The sequence below is a fragment of the Bradyrhizobium sp. genome (assembly GCF_016219575.1).
Taxonomy (GTDB): domain Bacteria; phylum Pseudomonadota; class Alphaproteobacteria; order Rhizobiales; family Xanthobacteraceae; genus Bradyrhizobium.
On the sequence record NZ_JACRMG010000009.1, the window covers coordinates 754,695 to 771,359 of the forward strand.

At 63.3% G+C, this 16,665-nt stretch carries 22 protein-coding genes and 1 tRNA gene; 13 read left to right on the forward strand and 10 right to left on the reverse strand.

Annotation, left to right across the window (positions count from 1 at the left end; genetic code table 11):
* Positions 1-62: 62 nt before the first annotated feature.
* Positions 63-1,226, reverse strand: a complete 1,164-nt coding sequence (locus HZB49_RS08635; RefSeq protein WP_291610134.1) for an OpgC domain-containing protein — start codon at positions 1,224-1,226, stop codon at positions 63-65.
* A gap of 218 nt (positions 1,227-1,444) precedes the next feature.
* Between HZB49_RS08635 and HZB49_RS08640 the strand changes: the two genes are divergently transcribed.
* Positions 1,445-1,750, forward strand: coding sequence for an ETC complex I subunit (locus HZB49_RS08640; protein WP_291610136.1), 306 nt, complete (start codon positions 1,445-1,447; stop codon positions 1,748-1,750).
* 28 nt (positions 1,751-1,778) lie between these two features.
* Here HZB49_RS08640 and HZB49_RS08645 read toward each other — a convergent pair whose 3' ends face one another.
* Positions 1,779-2,273 carry an Lrp/AsnC family transcriptional regulator gene (locus HZB49_RS08645; protein ID WP_291610138.1) on the reverse strand — a complete coding sequence of 165 codons (495 nt, stop codon included), beginning with the start codon at positions 2,271-2,273 and terminating at the stop codon, positions 1,779-1,781.
* A gap of 11 nt (positions 2,274-2,284) precedes the next feature.
* Positions 2,285-2,929 carry a TetR/AcrR family transcriptional regulator gene (locus HZB49_RS08650; RefSeq protein WP_291610140.1) on the reverse strand — a complete coding sequence of 215 codons (645 nt, stop codon included), beginning with the start codon at positions 2,927-2,929 and terminating at the stop codon, positions 2,285-2,287.
* A 284-nt stretch (positions 2,930-3,213) separates the two neighbouring features.
* On the opposite strand from HZB49_RS08650, the gene HZB49_RS08655 reads away from it, so the two are divergent.
* From HZB49_RS08655 to HZB49_RS08665, 3 genes are read left to right on the forward strand one after another with little or no spacing between them, the layout of a single operon-like run.
* On the forward strand, positions 3,214-4,818 hold the full coding sequence (locus HZB49_RS08655; RefSeq protein WP_291610143.1) for a carboxyl transferase domain-containing protein: 1,605 nt from the start codon (positions 3,214-3,216) through the stop codon (positions 4,816-4,818).
* Positions 4,819-4,820: 2 nt separating this feature from the next.
* The gene (locus tag HZB49_RS08660) at positions 4,821-6,818 is read left to right on the forward strand and encodes an acetyl/propionyl/methylcrotonyl-CoA carboxylase subunit alpha (protein ID WP_291610146.1); all 1,998 of its coding nucleotides are present in this window, start codon (positions 4,821-4,823) and stop codon (positions 6,816-6,818) included.
* 2 nt (positions 6,819-6,820) lie between these two features.
* A complete protein-coding gene (locus HZB49_RS08665; RefSeq protein WP_291610147.1) occupies positions 6,821-7,726 on the forward strand; it encodes a hydroxymethylglutaryl-CoA lyase in 906 nt (301 codons plus the stop codon).
* A gap of 104 nt (positions 7,727-7,830) precedes the next feature.
* Here the strand turns inward: HZB49_RS08665 and dctP are convergent, their stop codons facing one another.
* A complete protein-coding gene (gene dctP, locus HZB49_RS08670) occupies positions 7,831-8,853 on the reverse strand; it encodes a TRAP transporter substrate-binding protein DctP (RefSeq protein WP_291610149.1) in 1,023 nt (340 codons plus the stop codon).
* A 298-nt stretch (positions 8,854-9,151) separates the two neighbouring features.
* On the opposite strand from dctP, the gene HZB49_RS08675 reads away from it, so the two are divergent.
* Positions 9,152-9,388: a pentapeptide MXKDX repeat protein gene (locus tag HZB49_RS08675; RefSeq protein WP_291610151.1), complete on the forward strand. Its 237-nt coding sequence runs from the start codon at positions 9,152-9,154 to the stop codon at positions 9,386-9,388.
* 65 nt (positions 9,389-9,453) lie between these two features.
* Here the strand turns inward: HZB49_RS08675 and HZB49_RS08680 are convergent, their stop codons facing one another.
* Entirely contained in the window at positions 9,454-9,810 is a 357-nt protein-coding gene (locus tag HZB49_RS08680; RefSeq protein ID WP_291610153.1) for a DUF6481 family protein, read from the reverse strand.
* Positions 9,811-9,935: 125 nt separating this feature from the next.
* Between HZB49_RS08680 and HZB49_RS08685 the strand changes: the two genes are divergently transcribed.
* Positions 9,936-10,118, forward strand: a complete 183-nt coding sequence (locus HZB49_RS08685; protein WP_291610155.1) for a hypothetical protein — start codon at positions 9,936-9,938, stop codon at positions 10,116-10,118.
* Between the two features lie 15 nt (positions 10,119-10,133).
* Here HZB49_RS08685 and HZB49_RS08690 read toward each other — a convergent pair whose 3' ends face one another.
* A complete protein-coding gene (locus tag HZB49_RS08690; RefSeq protein ID WP_291610156.1) occupies positions 10,134-10,343 on the reverse strand; it encodes a hypothetical protein in 210 nt (69 codons plus the stop codon).
* 226 nt (positions 10,344-10,569) lie between these two features.
* Here HZB49_RS08690 and HZB49_RS08695 point away from each other — a divergent pair, with 226 nt between their 5' ends.
* From HZB49_RS08695 to HZB49_RS08710, 4 genes are all read left to right on the forward strand, one after another.
* Positions 10,570-10,845 carry a hypothetical protein gene (locus tag HZB49_RS08695; protein ID WP_291610158.1) on the forward strand — a complete coding sequence of 92 codons (276 nt, stop codon included), beginning with the start codon at positions 10,570-10,572 and terminating at the stop codon, positions 10,843-10,845.
* 316 nt (positions 10,846-11,161) lie between these two features.
* Positions 11,162-11,821, forward strand: a complete 660-nt coding sequence (locus HZB49_RS08700; protein ID WP_291610159.1) for a PilZ domain-containing protein — start codon at positions 11,162-11,164, stop codon at positions 11,819-11,821.
* On the forward strand, positions 11,818-12,135 hold the full coding sequence (locus HZB49_RS08705) for a PilZ domain-containing protein (protein ID WP_291610162.1): 318 nt from the start codon (positions 11,818-11,820) through the stop codon (positions 12,133-12,135). The genes HZB49_RS08700 and HZB49_RS08705 overlap by 4 nt, the downstream gene beginning before the upstream one ends.
* Before the next feature lie 435 nt (positions 12,136-12,570).
* Entirely contained in the window at positions 12,571-12,801 is a 231-nt protein-coding gene (locus HZB49_RS08710; protein WP_291611156.1) for a hypothetical protein, read from the forward strand.
* Positions 12,802-12,922: 121 nt separating this feature from the next.
* Here HZB49_RS08710 and HZB49_RS08715 read toward each other — a convergent pair whose 3' ends face one another.
* Entirely contained in the window at positions 12,923-13,111 is a 189-nt protein-coding gene (locus HZB49_RS08715; protein ID WP_291610164.1) for a hypothetical protein, read from the reverse strand.
* A 269-nt stretch (positions 13,112-13,380) separates the two neighbouring features.
* A complete protein-coding gene (locus tag HZB49_RS08720) occupies positions 13,381-13,614 on the reverse strand; it encodes a hypothetical protein (protein WP_291610166.1) in 234 nt (77 codons plus the stop codon).
* A 341-nt stretch (positions 13,615-13,955) separates the two neighbouring features.
* Between HZB49_RS08720 and HZB49_RS08725 the strand changes: the two genes are divergently transcribed.
* Complete coding sequence (locus HZB49_RS08725; RefSeq protein ID WP_291610168.1) at positions 13,956-14,894, forward strand: 1-phosphofructokinase family hexose kinase; 939 nt, start codon at positions 13,956-13,958, stop codon at positions 14,892-14,894.
* A 294-nt stretch (positions 14,895-15,188) separates the two neighbouring features.
* Here the strand turns inward: HZB49_RS08725 and HZB49_RS08730 are convergent, their stop codons facing one another.
* A complete protein-coding gene (locus tag HZB49_RS08730) occupies positions 15,189-15,329 on the reverse strand; it encodes a hypothetical protein (RefSeq protein WP_291610170.1) in 141 nt (46 codons plus the stop codon).
* Positions 15,330-15,684: 355 nt separating this feature from the next.
* On the opposite strand from HZB49_RS08730, the gene HZB49_RS08735 reads away from it, so the two are divergent.
* Both HZB49_RS08735 and HZB49_RS08740 read left to right on the forward strand, forming a co-directional pair.
* Positions 15,685-15,891, forward strand: a complete 207-nt coding sequence (locus HZB49_RS08735; RefSeq protein WP_291610173.1) for a hypothetical protein — start codon at positions 15,685-15,687, stop codon at positions 15,889-15,891.
* A gap of 72 nt (positions 15,892-15,963) precedes the next feature.
* Positions 15,964-16,446, forward strand: coding sequence for a cytochrome c (locus HZB49_RS08740; RefSeq protein WP_291610175.1), 483 nt, complete (start codon positions 15,964-15,966; stop codon positions 16,444-16,446).
* A gap of 119 nt (positions 16,447-16,565) precedes the next feature.
* Here HZB49_RS08740 and HZB49_RS08745 read toward each other — a convergent pair.
* A tRNA-Arg gene (locus HZB49_RS08745) sits at positions 16,566-16,642 on the reverse strand.
* Positions 16,643-16,665 lie beyond the last annotated feature (23 nt).

Consider the following 16,665-nt stretch of genomic DNA (forward strand, 5'->3'; position numbering starts at 1 on the left):
TTCGAGACGCAGCGCGAGCGCCGCTACTCAGGATGAGGGATAGACTTGAGCGGCTCCCGCGATCACGCGGCGGTTGCTGCCGGCGCCTTCGGGGCGGGGGCCTTGGGCAGGGGCTTGTCCTGCCGCTTCGACCAGGAGATGTAATAGGCGACCAGCGTCATGATCGAGATGCCGGCGACGCTGACGAGAACCTGAACCAGGATCGAGCCCGAGCTCAGCGACAGCAGGAAGTGCGCCACGAAGGACAGGAATACGCCGACGCAGAACACCGCGAGCGACTGCTGGCCGCAGACCACGACCGGATCCCATATCTTCCATTCCAGCCCCGGCCAGTCCTTCGGCACGAAGCGCACCACCATGATCACGATGACCACGAAGTGGAGGAATCGGTAGGGCGCCAGGAAGGTCTTGTCGTTGTGCTTGAAGTGCGAATACAGAAAGTCCGGCAACAGCGCGCCGAAGTCCGGGAATTTGGCGGCCATGGTCATGACCAGCGCAAACAGCAAATAGGCAATGCAGAACCAAAGCGTGTATTTCGAGTTGACGATCGCGATCGACTTGCGGGCGCCGCCCATCGCGCACCAGGCGCCGAACACGAACAACACCTGCCAGGCCAGCGGATTGAAATACCAGGTCCCGGCGGGATAGGCGGTGAAGTTCCAGCCCATCTGGCGCGAAACCAGCCACAGCACGATCGAGATCACCATGGTGAGGTCGGGTTGGCGCAGCATGAACCACAGCACCGGCGGAAACAGGCCCATCAGCACGATGTAGAGCGGCAGCACGTCGAGATTGACCGGCTTGAACTTCAGCATGAGTCCTTGCCGCAGCGTCTCGGTGGCCTGGTCAACCAGGCCCGCCACGTTGAACTCGTTGATCATCTCGGAGTCGCCGAAGCGCAGCGCGAGATAGGTGATCGCGGCGATGTAGATCACGAACAGGATGATATGGGCGACGTAGAGTTGCCAGACCCGCTTGGTCAGGCGGGTGGCGCCGACGACGAAGCCACGGTCGAGCATCATCCGCGCATAGACGAAGGAGGCGGTGTAGCCGGAGATGAAAACGAACAGGTCGGCCGCGTCCGAAAACCCGTAATTCCGGGTCGTGATCCAGTTCACCACGTTGTCGGGGATATGATCGAGATAGATCGCCCAGTTGGCGACCCCGCGAAACAGGTCGAGCCGGAGGTCACGTCCTTTGTCGGGCAGGATGGCGTTGATTTTCATGGGGGCCGCTTCGAGGTGATGCTTTGGGAAAGGTAGCACGGGCGCCGCTGGTCCGGCCCGGATGGCAGATTGTCACAGCGCAGCATAATGACTATACCGGTCCGGAAAAAGCGATGACGTCGGGAATCACCGATCAAATCCCTGAAAGGTGTCTCTATACTATCCCGGCTGCTTTCGCCAAACGCCCGCAACCCGCCATCCACGAGGTCCGACCTTCCATGACCGCGCGCATTTTCAAGCCCGCCAAGAACGCGATGCAATCGGGTCGGGCCAAGACCAGGGAATGGCAATTGGACTATGAACCGGAGCAGCCGCGGGCGATCGAGCCCCTGATGGGCTGGACTTCCTCGGGCGACATGAAGCAGCAGCTCACCATCCGCTTCGACACCAAGGAGGATGCGGTCGCCTATTGCGAGCGCAAGGGAATTCCTTACCAGGTGATCGAGCCGAAGGCCTCGGCCCACCGCCAGGTCGCCTATGCCGACAATTTTGCGTTCCGCCGCGGCGAGCCCTGGACGCATTAGAATCCAGGGCGCACCCGCTGGTGCTGTGCTAATCGGCCGGGCGAGGGTGGGGCGCTTCGGGCAACGGAAGCGGCGCGTCCTTTGAAAGGCCGAGCACCGGATAGGTCCGGATGGTCTGCACCTCCGGCATGGCCGCGAATTGCAGCAATTGCCGGTGCATGGCCTCCACATTCGGCGCCAGGCATTTGAGCATGAAGTCGGCATCCCCCGATATTTGCGAGCACTGCTGGACATGCGGCAGCGCCGCAATCGAGGCTTCGAACGCCTGCACCGCCGTGCGCGCCTGGCTCTTCAACTGGATCAACACAAAGGAAGTTACCTCGTAGCCGAGGCGCCTTTCGTCCAGGGTTGCCCGGATCGCCCGGATAAAGCCCCGGCGGCGCAGGGATTTCATCCTCCGCTGGCACGGAGGTGGCGAGATGCCGACCCGCTCCGCCAATTCGTTGTTGCGGATGCGCCCGTCCTTTTGCAGCTCGGACAATATCTTCAGGTCGATCTCGTCCAGCGGCTCGTCGTCGGTCATGGTGGTTCGCCTCAGGCGCCGGTGGCCATGCGCGGCGTCTTGCGCTTGCCACGCGAGGCTGCCGTCGCCGGCATGACGCCCGAAAGCACGAGCTTCTCGTGGGCCTCTATGATGGCTTCCCTCGTCAGGCGGCCGCCCGGCCGGTACCAGCTGCAGAGGCCGGTGAGGAGGGCGATGATCGCAAAGGTCGCGACCTGGATGTCGGTCACCTCGAAAACGCCCTTGGCCACGCCGTCGGACAGAATGCCTCCCAGCCGCTGCTCATAAGCACCGCGCAGCTTCACGATCGCCTCGTAATTCCCCGGATCGAGGCTGCGCAGCTCGGAATTGGCAATGAAGACCTCGCGCTTCCGGCTCATGTGATAGGTGACGTGGAAGGCGACGAAGGCGCGGAGCCGCTCGACCGGCTCCTGCTTGCCATCCAGCGCGCGATCGAGCTGGCGCAGGAGCTCGTTGATGTGGTCCTGGATCAGGTCGAACAGCAGTTCCTGCTTGGTCGAGATGTGATTGTAGAGAGAGCCGGCCTGGATGCCGACCTCGGCGGCGAGCTGACGCAGGCTCATCGCCTCATAGCCGTGCTCGAAGATCAGGCGCAGCCCCGCTTTGCGGATCGCCTCCATGGTCCTGGGGCCGTATGAACCGATCGTGCGCGCCATGGGGTCCTCAGACGAGGGCATAAAAAAGCAAACGTACGTATCTTTATTGCATGAAATCATTGAAATTTCAATGCACTGCAGGCCGTTCTTGCGGCAACCAAATGACCCTCTTGAGATTGCTATTAAAAAACGTATGATCGTTTAATTCCCGGGGAAAGAAAATTGGCCTTCAGGACGGCGCGCGGCAAAGATGATACAGGCAGTCGCGCGCCGGTGCGAAGCGTTCCGTTTCGCCGTCCTGAAGCCAGCCCGACGCCTCCGCAGCAAAAAGAAAAGCGCCGCCCATGCCGCTTCATTCCACCATCGATCCATCGTCATCCGAATTCGCAGGCAATGCCGAAGTCATGCGCGGCCTTGTCGCTGAGCTCCGCGACAAGCTGAAGGAGGTTTCCGGCGGCGGCGGCGAGGTTTCCCGCAAGCGCCATACCTCGCGCGGCAAGATGCTGGCCCGCGACCGCGTCGACCTCCTGGTCGATCCCGGTACTGCCTTTCTGGAACTGTCGCCGCTGGCGGCCAACGGCCTCTATGGCGGGGACGTGCATTCGGCGAGCGTGATCACCGGGGTTGGCCGGGTTTCCGGCCGGGAATGCGTCATAGTCGCCAATGATGCGACCATCAAGGGCGGCACCTATTACCCGATGACGGTGAAGAAGCATCTGCGCGCGCAGGATATTGCGCGGCAGAACAATCTGCCCTGCATCTACATGGTCGATTCCGGCGGCGCGTTTCTGCCGTTGCAGGACGATATCTTTCCGGACGAGCGGCATTTCGGCCATATCTTCTACAACCAGGCGCAGATGTCATCGCTCGGCATTCCCCAGATTGCGATCGTGATGGGCTCCTGTACCGCGGGCGGCGCCTATGTGCCGGCGATGTCGGACGAGAGCATCATCGTGCGCAACCAGGGCACGATCTTCCTTGGCGGCCCGCCGCTGGTGAAGGCTGCGACCGGCGAGGTCGTCACCGCGGAAGAACTCGGCGGCGCCGACGTGCATTCGCGCCATTCCGGCGTCACCGACCATTATGCGCAGAATGATGCGCATGCGATCGGCATTGCGCGCCGCATCGTCGCCACGCTGAAGAAGCCGGCGCCTGCCGTGCTCAACATGCGCGAACCGCGTGAGCCGCTGTTTCCGGCCGAGGAAATCTATGGCGTGGTGTCCGCCCACGGCCGCAAGCCGTTCGACGTACACGACATCATCGCGCGCATCGTCGATGGCTCCGAATTTGATGAGTTCAAGAAACTCTATGGCACGACGCTGATCTGCGGTTTCGCCCACATCTGGGGCTATCCGGTCGGCATCATCGCCAACAACGGCATCCTGTTCAGCGAGAGTTCGCTGAAGGGGGCCCATTTCATCGAGTTGTGCTGCCAGCGCGGCATTCCCCTGGTGTTCCTGCAGAACATCACGGGCTTCATGGTCGGCAAGAAATACGAGGCCGGCGGCATCGCGCGGGACGGCGCCAAGCTGGTGACGGCGGTGGCAACCGCCGGCGTGCCGAAATTCACGGTGGTTATCGGCGGTTCGCACGGCGCCGGCAATTACGGCATGTGCGGACGCGCCTACTGCCCGCGCTTCCTCTGGATGTGGCCGAACGCGCGCATCTCGGTGATGGGCGGCGAGCAGGCCTCGATGGTGCTGAGCCAGGTGCGCCGCGACGGCATCGAGGCTAAGGGCGAGACTTGGTCTGCGGAGGAAGAGGAGAAATTCCGCGAACCGATCCGCGCCCAGTATGAGAAGCAGGGCAATCCGTATTACGCCACCGCGCGGCTGTGGGACGACGGCGTGATCGATCCGGCCGACACGCGGCTCGTGCTTGGGCTGGGGTTGTCGGCTGCGGCGAATGCGCCGATCGAGCCGACGAAGTTCGGCCTGTTCAGGATGTGACGATGAAGAGCAAGATGTACCACCGCTTCCGCACACTCCTGATCGCCAATCGCGGCGAGATCGCCTGTCGCGTCATCCGCACCGCGCGTGCCATGGGCCTGCGCACGGTCGCTGTCTATTCCGAGGCCGACGCAGGCGCGATGCATGTCGCGATGGCGGATTCCGCGGTGCTGCTCGGGCCGGCACGCGCGCGGGACAGCTATCTCCACATCGATGCCGTCATTGACGCGGCGAAGAAGACCGGCGCCGAAGCGATCCATCCAGGCTATGGCTTCCTGTCCGAGAACGCGGAATTCGCGGAAGCCTGCGCCAGGGCCGGCATCGTCTTCGTCGGCCCGACGGCCGCGATGATGACGGCAATGGGCTCGAAATCCGGCTCCAAACAGCTGATGGAGAAGGCCGGCGTTCCGCTGGTGCCCGGCTATCACGGCGACGCTCAGGACGAGGCCACGCTTGCGAAGGCCGCCGAGAAGGTCGGCTTCCCCGTGCTGGTCAAGGCGTCGGCCGGCGGCGGCGGCCGCGGCATGCGCGTGGTACGCTCCAGGGAAGAACTGGGACCGGCGATCGTCAGCGCCAAGCGCGAGGCCAAGGCAGCATTCGGCGACGACCGCATGTTGATCGAGAAATACGTCGACAATCCCCGCCATATCGAGGTGCAGATCATCGGCGACAGCCACGGCAACCTGCTGTCGCTGTTCGAGCGCGAATGCACGCTGCAGCGACGGCACCAGAAAGTGATCGAGGAAGCACCGTCGCCGACGCTCAACGCCAAACAGCGCGAGACGGTCTGCGAGGCGGCGCGCAAGGCGGCCGGCGCGGTGAATTATGTCGGCGCCGGCACCATCGAATTCGTCTCCGACGGCAAGGACGTGTTCTTCATCGAGATGAACACCCGCCTGCAGGTCGAGCATCCCGTGACCGAACTAATCACCGGCATCGATCTCGTCGAGTGGCAGCTTCGCGTTGCCTTTGGCGAAAAGTTGCCGCTGACCCAGGACCAGATCAGGCTCAACGGCCACGCCATCGAGGCGCGGGTCTACGCCGAAAACCCGCAAAAGAATTTCATGCCGTCGGTCGGCCGCATCAGGACCTGGCGCACGCCAGCCGAGACCGACGGCCTGCGTATCGATGCCGGCTATCGCAGCGGCGATGCGGTCTCGCCTTATTACGACGCCATGCTGGCAAAGGTGATCGCCTGGGCGCCGACGCGCGATGTCGCCATCGACAAGTTGAACCGCGGGTTGGAGGAAACCGACGTCCGCGGCATCGTCACCAACATTCCCTTCCTGTCCGCGCTGGTGACGCACCCCAAGGTGCGCTCCAACCACATCGATACCGGCTTCATCGAGCGCGAGCTGAAGAGCCTGACCGAGACCTCGCCGCCGGTGGGCGATCTCGAGCTCTGCGCGGCGGTCGCGGCCATCCTGGTTGACGAGCAGCAGGCGGTGCGCACGCAATCCCGTTCGCCGTGGCAGACCTTTGGCTGGCAGCCGGTTGGCCGCCGCCAGCGGGTGTTTTCGTTCCGCCAGGGGCCGGGCGCCGAGCACAAGGTGACGCTGCACTACGGAAAGGGCATGGCGACGCTGTCGGTCGGCAAGCGCGAGATCGCGCTTGCCTTCGCGCCTGTTGATGGCGGTTTCGACATGACCCTCGACGGGGTGAAGTCGCGCGTGGCGTCGGTCATCGAGGGCCACGAACTCTATTTGCGCACGGGCAACGGCCGCTTCGATCTGCATTGGGTCGATCCGTTCGGCGGCGAGACCGAGGAGCAGGTTGGCGAGGACAAGATCGTGGCGCCGTTGCCGGGGACCGTGGTGGCGCTGCTGGCGGAGGAAGGCGCCAAACTCGAGAAGGGCGCGGCAATTCTCACCCTGGAGGTCATGAAAATGGAGCAGACCCTGCGCGCGCCGTTTGCCGGCGTGCTGAAGAAGCTCAAATGCAAGGTCGGCGACATCGTCGGCGAGGGCGTCGAACTCGCCGAAATCGAGCCGGCTGCCTGAGCATGAGCGACGCCGTCCGCATCGTCGAGGTCGGGCCGCGCGACGGGCTGCAGAACGAGAAGACGGCGGTCAGCGTGGCCGATCGCATCGCCTTCATCGAGGCACTGATCGGTGCCGGGCTGAACCCGATCGAGGTTGGCGCCTTCGTCTCGCCCAAGGCGATCCCGCAGATGGTCGGGTCGGCCGAGGTGCTGCGCGGCGTCAGCGGCCACACCGGTACCGAATTCCATGTGCTGGTGCCCAACGAGAAGGGCTACGAGGCTTCGCAAGCCGCCGGCGCCAGGGCGATTGCGGTCTTCGCTGCGGCCTCGGAAGGGTTCTCGCGCGCCAACATCAATTGCACGGTCGCGGAATCGATCGAGCGCTTCAAGCCGGTGCTGGCGCGCGCCAAGGCCGGCGGCATCAAGGTGCGCGGCTATATTTCCTGCGTGCTCGGCTGCCCCTATGACGGCGAGATCAAGCCGCAGGCCGTGGTCGATGTCGCCAGGACGCTGTTCGATCTCGGCTGCTACGAAATCTCGCTCGGCGACACCATAGGCGTCGGCACGCCGGCCAAGGCGCGGCAGCTGTTGCGCGCGGTGGCGGGCGAGGTGCCCATGCCGAAACTCGCGATGCATTTCCACGACACCTACGGCCAGGCGCTCGCCAATCTCTATGCGGGCATGGAGGAAGGTTGTCGCGTGATCGACTCCGCCGCCGGCGGCCTCGGCGGTTGCCCCTATGCGCCCGGCGCCACCGGCAACGTCGCGACCGAGGACGTCGTCTACATGCTGGAGGGGATGGGGATCAGGACCGGCGTCGACATGGCGAAACTGGTGGCAGCGACCAACACGATCAGCAGGCTGATCGGCCGGCCGCCGCTCAGCCGCGTGGCGTCGGCGCTGAACGCGAAGGCGCGAAATTCGTAAGCTGGGCAAAGGCGCGTAGCGCCGTTCGCATCATTGCGGCTCGTTCTCTTGCAGGTGCCAGGAGCGGATTGCTCGTTCGCCCTGATTCGGAGCCGGACCATGCATCATGCGGCGACGTCGCTTGCAAGCTTCAGCAAGTTGGCTGAGGTTGCCGTCTTGGCACCGTAATCTTTCCAGGCGGTATCGCGCGCAATGTCGCGCCACTTGTTCACCGTGGCCACGTCGAGCTTGCTGACCCTGGCGCCGGCCTTCTCATAGACCTTGGCCACCTCGATATCGTCCTCCTGCGCGCCCTTCTTGCCGAAAGCCTCGAGCTCGGCACCGACGGTCATGATGATGTCCTGGTGGTTCCTGGGCAGCTTGCCGAAGATGGCCTTCGACATCAAAAGCGGCTCCATCATGAACCAGTAGGAGGCGTCCGCGCCCGACGTCAGGAACTTGGAGACTTCTTCGAGACGGAAGGAGATCAGGCTGGTTGAGGAGGTGATTCCTGCATCGCAAGCGCCCGTCTGCATCGCCGCGTAGATCTCGTTCGAGGGCATCGACAGCACAGCGGCGCCCGCGGCCTGCAGCACCATGTCCATCTCGCGCGAGCCGCCGCGCACCTTCAGTCCCTTGGCGTCCTCCGGCGCGACGATTGCCCTGGGGCGGCTGGCGACACCGCCGGCCTGCCAGACCCAGGTCAGGATGACGATGCCCTTGTCGGCGAGGAAGTCGGTCAGCACCTTGCCAACCGGGGACTTCTTCCACTTCAGGCCCTGGTCGTAGGTCGAGACCAAGCCCGGCATCAACCCGATATTGGTTTCCGGCACTTCGCCGCCGGCATAGGGCAGGGGATAGAGGCTGATATCCAACTCGCCCTTGCGCATCGCCGAGAACTGCGCGTTGGTCTTGATCAGCGAGGCGTTGGGATAGACCTCGGCCTTGATGTCGCCGCCCGAGCGCCTTGCCACCTCAGCCGCGAACATGCGGCACAGCCGGTCGCGGAAGTCGCCTTTGTCGATGGTGCCGCCGGGAAACTGATGCGAGATCTTCAGATTGGTGGCGGCGTGCGCGGTGCCGATCCCGAAACGCAGGATGGCAGGGGCGGCAACCGCGGTGGCAAGGATGTGGCGGCGTGTCACCATGAGCGTCTCATCTGACCGTTGACCTGCCGAGGGTGAAGCCGGGGCGCCGCCGCAAGCGGTACTCTTGCTGCGCCGCGCACCGGCCTTCGGAAAGGCCCGTGGCAGCGAAACCTGACGACAGGCGTCCAACGACAATCCTGCCGGATTCGCGTTGAGCCTGCAAAGGCGCCCTTCAAGAGTTCGTTACAAGGCCGAAATCGGGCGGACCGCGGGTAACAAACGGCCGGCCGGTTGCGTCGGGAGGACAGCGGCGAACGTCGCTTTCCACCCAACTGTCTCAAACAAGGACGACTTCCCCATGAATACCCGCTCCCGTATCGCGCTCGGCGTTTCCGCCGCCCTGGTTTCGCTCAGCCTCGCGCTCGCGCCTTCCTTCGCCGAAGACAAGATGATGAAGGGCGACGCGATGAAGAAGGAAGATTCCATGTCCAAGGATGCCACGAAGAAGGACGATGGCATGATGAAGAAGGACGGGATGAAGAACAACGCCATGTCGGATGGCATGAAGAAGGACGATGGCATGAAGAAGAACTGAGCCGGCCGGTTCTTCCCGCGGGTCCGCTGCGGCAACGCGGCGGGCCCGTGGTTTGACGCCTTGGCTTACTTCTTCTTCTTGCCGCGGTCCTTTCGCGCGGCGTAACGGGCGTCGCGCTTGGCCTTCTGTTCGGCTTCGAGCGCCTCCAGACGCGCGGCTTCTTGCTCTTTCTCCCGGGCGATCCGGGCCGCTTCGGCAACGGCGGCCTCGGCCTCGCGCTGCTTCCTCTCGGCCCTTTCGGCGTCGCGTGCCTCTCTGGCCTTGGCCCGGTTGGCGGCGGCTGCCGCCCGCTCGGCCTCGCGCGCCTTCACCGCGGGATCGTCCGCAGCCGGACGGGCGCGAAACTTTTCCAGGACTTTCTGTCGTGCCTCCGCCGCCGCTTTCTGACGGTCGGCAAAATTTGGTTCCTTGAAGCCGCTCATTGGGGCCCTGTTGCTCTCATAGCTGGTTCGATGGGATCGGACGCTGCCGATTTCGCCACTTCACTAAGTGAACCCGGGGCAAAATGCCAGCGTCCAACACGGAAGGCAGGGCAGGGGAGACTTCCGTGAATGGCAAATGGCCGAAGGTAATGCTGCTGAGCGCTGGGACCTCGCTCTGGCTGCTCTATGACATCACCACGGCGACCGAGGCGCCTTCGCCGGCGCTTGCCATTCTGCAATATGCCCTGTTGGCCTGCGCTTTGGTCGCGCTGGTCGGCTCCGCGGTGATGTACGCCACGGATCGCTGACGCGGCGGTATCCGGTTAGACGCTCCGCGTGACGGGACCGAGGATCCGGGACACCGTCGCCGTCGTCATCGCCACGCGGTCGGACATCCGCTGTTCCTGAAGCCGGTCGCGCGCCTTCTCCCTGATCATGAGGTCGATCAGCTCGAGCCGCCTCTTTTCGTCGACCGCCTCAGCCAGCAGCTTCCGGTAACGCGTATAGTCGTAGCCCGCGTCCTGCTTGCTCATCGTACGCCCCCGTACGCCCTTCCCCGAAAGGAAGTGTTTCCCAAGCGGCCTGCCGCCGCAACGGAATAGCGTGACTTGTCCCAAGGTTCCGCGCGGGTTGTCCGAGAGTGTTGCTGCGGCGCTTCGCCCCGGCTGGCCGAAAAGCCGATGGCTTGTGATCTCGATCACAATGGAAAGGGCGGGGAGCCCCTATGTTGGCTGCGGGCGCTGATGAGGAGCGCAAACAATGACTTTCAATTATCGCATATCCCGGCAAATCGCGGCCTGCGTCGTGGCCGCGACACTCGTCGCGGTGACGGCGGCGGTTGCGATGGGGCTTACCTATCCAGATCCGGTATCTAGCGGCGCGCTCGGGCCGGACTGGCAATGTACGCGGCTTGCCTTCGTGTTCACGTCCTGCACGCGTGTCGTGCGGCTCAAGACGGCTTCTGCCGAGGAGGGCAAAGCCCCGTCGTGCCGGCGGCCAGCCGCCTGGCGCAACGTCCTGGGCTTGCTGCGCTAGTGCAGATCGACCGAATGCAACCTCCGGAAGGCGTCAATCTGACACATCTACCCGTAGTTCTTCGGTGGCCGGAATTAACGGGAACGAAACGGCCGAAAAATATCGTGTCTGCGGGAAGCTTTATCCCGAAGGTATAGTTTTAGGATTTTTTAGTCTTTTTCCCGTAGTTTCCACGGCTGGTAACGCTTTGTCGTTTCCATAGAGAAAAAGACTGGAGCGGCCGCCGCTGTGCGGGTCGCCGGGGCAACAGCCCGCTCAAACTTTTCCATCCATCGATGAATTCGTGACCGAACGCATCTTCCTGCGGGGACCAGGCGTGTCTGTTGAACGGTTTCTCAAGCAACGGGCGGTCAGCATCGCCGTTGATGGCAGCTACACGCTGCCCAACTGGTACGATTGCGAGGGCAGGCTGCGCACCTTTGCCTGCCGGACCACGCGCGTTTCGCCGTTCCGCATGATCGTTGACGTGCCCGTGGTCGGCAAGGTCGGCGACCGGCTGAGTTCCTATTTCCGCGATTTCGGCAAATTCTCCGGCAGCATCAGCGACACCATGGACGGCAGCTTCCTGCTGGAGCTGGAAATGACGCGGCCGCAGCGCGAGCGGCTCGCCGACAAACTGACCTGGCTGGAAAAGAAGCAGGCCGATCCCAGCATGGCGGAGGCGCGGCAGCACCCACGCTTCCATCCGCCGAGTTCGCACACGACACTGACCCTGGCCGACGGCAACACTCACAGCTGCTTCATCATCGATCTCTCGCTGTCGGGCGTCGCCGTATCGTCGGAATTGCAGCCGCTGGTCGGCACGCCACTGGCCATCGGCGGCTGCGTTGGGCGGGTCATCCGGGTCTTCCACAGCGGCTTTGCCGTGCAGTTTGTCGAAGAGTACAGGCTTTCCGACCTCACGCGGCTGGTCTCGCGCGAGCTCGCGCCGGCAAGGACGTCGCAACCTGATAACGCCGAGGAGGTCCCGGCGTGAGCGCGGCAGAACGGCGTCAGAGCAGGCGCGTCGTGTTCGAGCATCCGGTAACGGCGCAATTGATGGCGATCGATGGCACGTGGCGGCGTGAATGCAGCATCTATGACGTATCCGAGGAGGGCGCCAAGCTGGCGGTCGGCTCCTCGATCGAGGGGCTGCAGCTGACCGAATTCTTCCTGGTGCTGTCCTCCACCGGCCTCGCCTACCGCCGCTGCAAGCTTGCCTGGGTGAACGGCGACCAGATCGGCGTCACGTTCCTGAAGCTGCGCGGCAAGAAGGGCGCCCGCCGCGACCGCGACCAGTACGTGAACTGAGGTCGTCCGGCTGGTCCAAGGGACTGAGCGCGCACCTTCGCGTGGACCTGCACGGCAATGGGTGCAGCATTCGAGCGTGCAAGTTCCTCGTCTGGAACAATGCTGGGTTCGCTCTCCAGCTCGCAGCGCACACGCCGCACGATTGCGCGCGCGCAACACTTGCGAAATTACCCACGCAACACCGGTGGATTCGTTCACGCGAGAATTGAACGGCTGCGGCCCGCGCTCATAATCCGCTTGGGGACGCGCAGTTACTTTCGATTCGGATCAAGCATATCGAACGTTAACAGCGGCAGCGGCTTCGCATGTTAGTCGGCAAGTGCGGCATCTCAAACCGCCAACCAGCATCCCCACGACGCGGAACAGAAACCCAAGGGGACGCACAGAATGATTTTCTGCAACACACGCCGGCTAACACTCACTCTCGCCATCGCCATGTCCGGGATTGCACTATCCGCATCGCCCGGGCTGGCGTTCTCCTCCGAAGCCCAGCAGATGTGTTCGGGCGACGCCATGCGGCTGTGCTCAGCCGAAATTCCCGACATCCCGCGGATCACCGCCTGTATGCATCGCAAGCGTGCGCAGATCAGTCCCGGTTGCCGGTCCGTGATGGACCGGGAAGTCGCCGCGGCCCGGAAGGCCAGGCGCGCGGCCGTCGGCGATTGATCTCAGGGTGCGCGGTGGCCGGTTCCCGCGCGCACCGTACCGGCGGCAATCGGCGGTGCCGCCGGCAAATCTCAGTGGCGACGGTAGCGATAACGGAGGCGGCGGGGAAAGTAGCCTTGAACTATCCTTGGCGCCCGTAGGCGTAACGCCAACCATAGCTCGTATAGGGATTGCCGGGTCCGTAGTTCTGGCAGTTGGCGTTCGGATAGAATTGGGCGCACCAGCCGGGGTTATAGATCACGTGCTGGGCTGAGGCCGGCGCTGCAAGTGCGAACAGCAAGGCGGCGGTAGCGATTGCCAGTCTGGCCATGGTGGAACACCTTTCTGGGTCTCAAAAAGGCCTGCATTCGAAAGAAGTGCCGGGACGGCGTTCTGGTTCCACGGCATGCCGGTCAAACCGGGCTTACGTCAGCGCCGGGGCAGATGCTTCGCGCGCCATCTCGGCCCTGGCCCGCGCATGTAATGAAGCTCGGGCCGGTAGCGGTCGAAGACGGTTCTTACCAGTTTGCGCCAGCGGATGTTGACGGCATCGAGGCTGTGACGAAGGGGCGGCTTCGGCGATGTCATCGGCGCCTCCGTTCAGTGCGGCTTGCCCAGCAAGGACGCAAAGGGCAGATCCAGTATCTGCGTGCCCAGTTCATCCCTGACGTGCAGGGTCCAGCCGCGCCAGTCTTCCAGCCCGGGCGTCATGATGAGCGAACGCACGAAAAGCTCGGCATAGGCGCGGGTGTCGGCAAAATCGTTCACGATCGCGGTGCAACGCTCGACCGATGCTCCCGCGGCATCGCAATAATGGAAGTGGACCTCAGTCATGGCTTCCTCCTGAAGCGGCTCACTCTCAAAGCCTAGCGCCGGGACGAACTGCCGGAAATTTCGGTCGATCACCTAAGGGCTGCTCCGGAGGAGAGCCGAGGATTGCCGTGTGCAGCCGCGAGCGCGGCCGGGATCCCCTTGTGCAAACGCGCCCGAAGCATCGCCTGTGTCGGAGGATGAGAATCGCTTACATTCAAGGCGGGGTAGGAAGCGGAGGGCATCATGAAGCTCGCTTCCTTCGAAACCATGCTGGTGCTGGCATCCCTGACAATGCTTGCGCTGGTCGTGATGGGCGGATGAATCTCCCGGCGTCATGAAGCAAGTGAGGGGCTGGCCGCGTCATGACCGCTATTGTCACCGTCACGCCGAATCCGTCCGTCGATCTCTCGACCACGGTGGAGCGCATTGTTCCCGTCCACAAGCTGCGCGGAACAACGCAGCGGCGCGATCCTGGCGGCGGCGGGATCAATGTCGCGCGCGTCGTGACGCGGCTCGGAGGCGATGTCGGCGCGATCTATCCCGCCGGCGGAGCGATGGGCGACTTGCTGCGCCGGCTGCTCGATGGCGAAGGCATCGCCAGCCGCGTGCTGCCGATTGCGGGGGAAACCCGCGAGGATTTTTTTGTCAGCGAGACCAGCACGGGTCAGCAATACCGCTTCATCCTGCCCGGCCCGCGGCTTGCCGAGGGAGAATGGAAGGCATGCCTGACGGCGGTGGCGGCGCTAGAACCATTTCCGCGCTTTGTGGTCGCCAGCGGAAGCCTGCCGGCCGGCGTGCCCGACGACTTCTATGCGCAGCTGGCGCGGATTGCGAAGCAGCGCGGCGCCGCTATGACCCTGGATACCTCCGGGGCGGCCCTTGCCGCCGCGGTTGCAGAAGGCGTCGACCTCATCAAGCCGAATTTGCGGGAAATGCGCGAGCTCGCGGGCGGCGAGGCGGACGCCCCGGCCGCCTGGGAAAAGGCCGCCAAGGCCCTAGTCGACAATGGGCGCGCGAAGATCGTGGCACTCACCATGGGCCATCTCGGGGCGGCGCTGGTGAGCCGTGAGGGGATCCTGCGTGCAAAGCCGATCGCCATCGCGCCGCTCAGCGCGGTCGGGGCCGGCGACAGTTTTCTCGGTGCGCTGGTAGCCGGTCTTGCCGCCGGCGCCGCGCCGGCCGACTGCTTCCGCGATGCGGTTGCCGCCGGTGCTGCCGCGCTGCTCAATCCCGGCACCGACCTTTGCCGGCCGGAAGACGTGGCCCGCCTGGCGAGGGACGTGGTGATCGAAGCCGCCTGAGGGCTGAAGCCGCACGAACTGTGGAGAGCTTGCGGCATCATCTGCGGTCCGGCCGCCGATCATCCAACCGGAAACCGTCACCATGTCAATGGCAGCCGTCCCGGAATCGGCTACGGTCTTTTCGGGGTGAGGAAGCGGAGAACCGTGATGAAGTTCGCTTCCTTCGAAAACGTGCTGCTGCTGGCGACGCTGATGATGTTCGCGGTGTTCCTGGCCTGGAGTTTCAAGATCATTGCCGCGTGGATGTGAGCGCGTTCTGCGAAGCGGTGTGCGCGACCGCCGGAGCAGGTTGTCTCAGTACTGAGCCATCAGAGCCCGCGGCGCTGCGAAACGTTGGCGTCCTTTTCTCAGGAACGCCTTGGGATAGCTGGCGGCGGCCGTGACAGGCGCCGTCAAAACGGCAATTGCGCTGGCCATCATCGTCCGGCGGAACATGGAAACCTCCCGATCTCAGAACCGATCCGGCTCTTGGTCGGTTGGGAGGTTGTCGCTGGTTCGCTGCATCCCGAAGCTGTGATCGGTAGCGGTAAGTTCCACCCGGAGCTTCCGGCAGAATCGCAGGCTTTCTTGAGCGTTTTCAGGTCCTTCGCGCCGACGAATGGCGCTAATTCCTTAGCAGCATACCGTCGAAAATCACGGCTCCGGTGACGTTGCTGGAGACATTGTGAGGCTGCCGGTCGCTCCAAGCGTCTGTCGCGGCCATGTGCCGACGCCGCCTTTGCCAGCCTGTATCCGCACCCGTGGCACCAGCAACCGACCGGTCCCGATCGGTTGCGTGAGATCAGATTCGATGGCTATCGGACGACAATGCATCGCGATGGGTGAGCGCGTGCGCAAGCTGCGCACACCATTCTTCGTCATCGACAGCGAGGCGGTCTGGTTCGACGGGCGCGACCTTGCGGATTCCGACAAGCCGCCATCGCGATGGCATGATCACGGAGCGAAGCTGCTGGCGTTCGATCTGCGAAGAGTGCCGGCAACGTGCCCGGCATTGTAAACTCAAGACCGCAAGCCTAAGCTGGAAGCCGATTTTGATGTGCGTCAAACGGTCGAGGCAAAGCGGCTAGTAGTGAAATCTCCCGAGCCGGCGTCGGAGCGCGACATGATGAGATGTGGTTTGAAATGGTTGATATTGACCGGTCTTGCCGCTGGTTTTGCTGCTTCGGCGCAGGCTGAAGACTTCGACATCGGCAAGTCGGAATTTCAGTCTTCATGCGCGAGTTGTCACGGTACGGATGCAAAGGGCAAAGGACCGGTCAGCACCCAGCTCAAGATACCGACTCCCGATTTGACGATGTTGGCCAAGAACAACAACGGGGTCTTTCCCACCAACGCCGTCTATGAAACCATAAATGGATTCAAATCAATCCCCGCTCATGGCACGCGCGATATGCCGATCTGGGGGGAGCGATTCAATCCCATTGTCAACCTGCCTCACCACGTCGATCTGTCTTACTGGAAGTTGGCCGGGCCGGACAAAAGCCCTGAAGTCGTCGTGCGAACACGCATCCTCGCTGTTATCGATTACCTGAATCGCGTTCAGCAAAAGTAGCAACCGAAGAGCATCCGGATGGCTGGCGTTGCCGCGCTGCAATCGCGCAAGCAACACGGGAAACGATAGTGGAAGACATCCTGAAAATCGGCCCCCAAGCGATTGCAAGGCCGAGAAGGTGGCGATCCCGGCAGGATTCGAACCTGCAACCCTCAGAGTAGAAATCTGATGCTCTATCCAGTTGAGCTACGGGACCGGACCGTTTGCGGCGGTGCAACC

Bases quoted from the DNA above. Each gene is read 5' to 3' on its own strand.
- HZB49_RS08690 (WP_291610156.1), bottom strand. From the start codon at position 10,343: ATGAGCAAGCAGGACGCGGGCTACGACTATACGCGTTACCGGAAGCTG.
- HZB49_RS08680 (WP_291610153.1), bottom strand. From the start codon at position 9,810: ATGAGCGGCTTCAAGGAACCAAATTTTGCCGACCGTCAGAAAGCGGCG.
- HZB49_RS08645 (WP_291610138.1), bottom strand. From the start codon at position 2,273: ATGACCGACGACGAGCCGCTGGACGAGATCGACCTGAAGATATTGTCC.
- HZB49_RS08710 (WP_291611156.1), top strand. From the start codon at position 12,571: ATGTCCGGGATTGCACTATCCGCATCGCCCGGGCTGGCGTTCTCCTCC.
- HZB49_RS08660 (WP_291610146.1), top strand. From the start codon at position 4,821: ATGAAGAGCAAGATGTACCACCGCTTCCGCACACTCCTGATCGCCAAT.
- HZB49_RS08725 (WP_291610168.1), top strand. From the start codon at position 13,956: ATGACCGCTATTGTCACCGTCACGCCGAATCCGTCCGTCGATCTCTCG.
- HZB49_RS08675 (WP_291610151.1), top strand. From the start codon at position 9,152: ATGAATACCCGCTCCCGTATCGCGCTCGGCGTTTCCGCCGCCCTGGTT.
- HZB49_RS08730 (WP_291610170.1), bottom strand. From the start codon at position 15,329: ATGTTCCGCCGGACGATGATGGCCAGCGCAATTGCCGTTTTGACGGCG.
- HZB49_RS08665 (WP_291610147.1), top strand. From the start codon at position 6,821: ATGAGCGACGCCGTCCGCATCGTCGAGGTCGGGCCGCGCGACGGGCTG.
- HZB49_RS08655 (WP_291610143.1), top strand. From the start codon at position 3,214: ATGCCGCTTCATTCCACCATCGATCCATCGTCATCCGAATTCGCAGGC.
- HZB49_RS08720 (WP_291610166.1), bottom strand. From the start codon at position 13,614: ATGACTGAGGTCCACTTCCATTATTGCGATGCCGCGGGAGCATCGGTC.
- HZB49_RS08715 (WP_291610164.1), bottom strand. From the start codon at position 13,111: ATGGCCAGACTGGCAATCGCTACCGCCGCCTTGCTGTTCGCACTTGCA.
- HZB49_RS08735 (WP_291610173.1), top strand. From the start codon at position 15,685: ATGGCTATCGGACGACAATGCATCGCGATGGGTGAGCGCGTGCGCAAG.
- dctP (WP_291610149.1), bottom strand. From the start codon at position 8,853: ATGGTGACACGCCGCCACATCCTTGCCACCGCGGTTGCCGCCCCTGCC.
- HZB49_RS08640 (WP_291610136.1), top strand. From the start codon at position 1,445: ATGACCGCGCGCATTTTCAAGCCCGCCAAGAACGCGATGCAATCGGGT.
- HZB49_RS08695 (WP_291610158.1), top strand. From the start codon at position 10,570: ATGACTTTCAATTATCGCATATCCCGGCAAATCGCGGCCTGCGTCGTG.
- HZB49_RS08635 (WP_291610134.1), bottom strand. From the start codon at position 1,226: ATGAAAATCAACGCCATCCTGCCCGACAAAGGACGTGACCTCCGGCTC.
- HZB49_RS08650 (WP_291610140.1), bottom strand. From the start codon at position 2,929: ATGGCGCGCACGATCGGTTCATACGGCCCCAGGACCATGGAGGCGATC.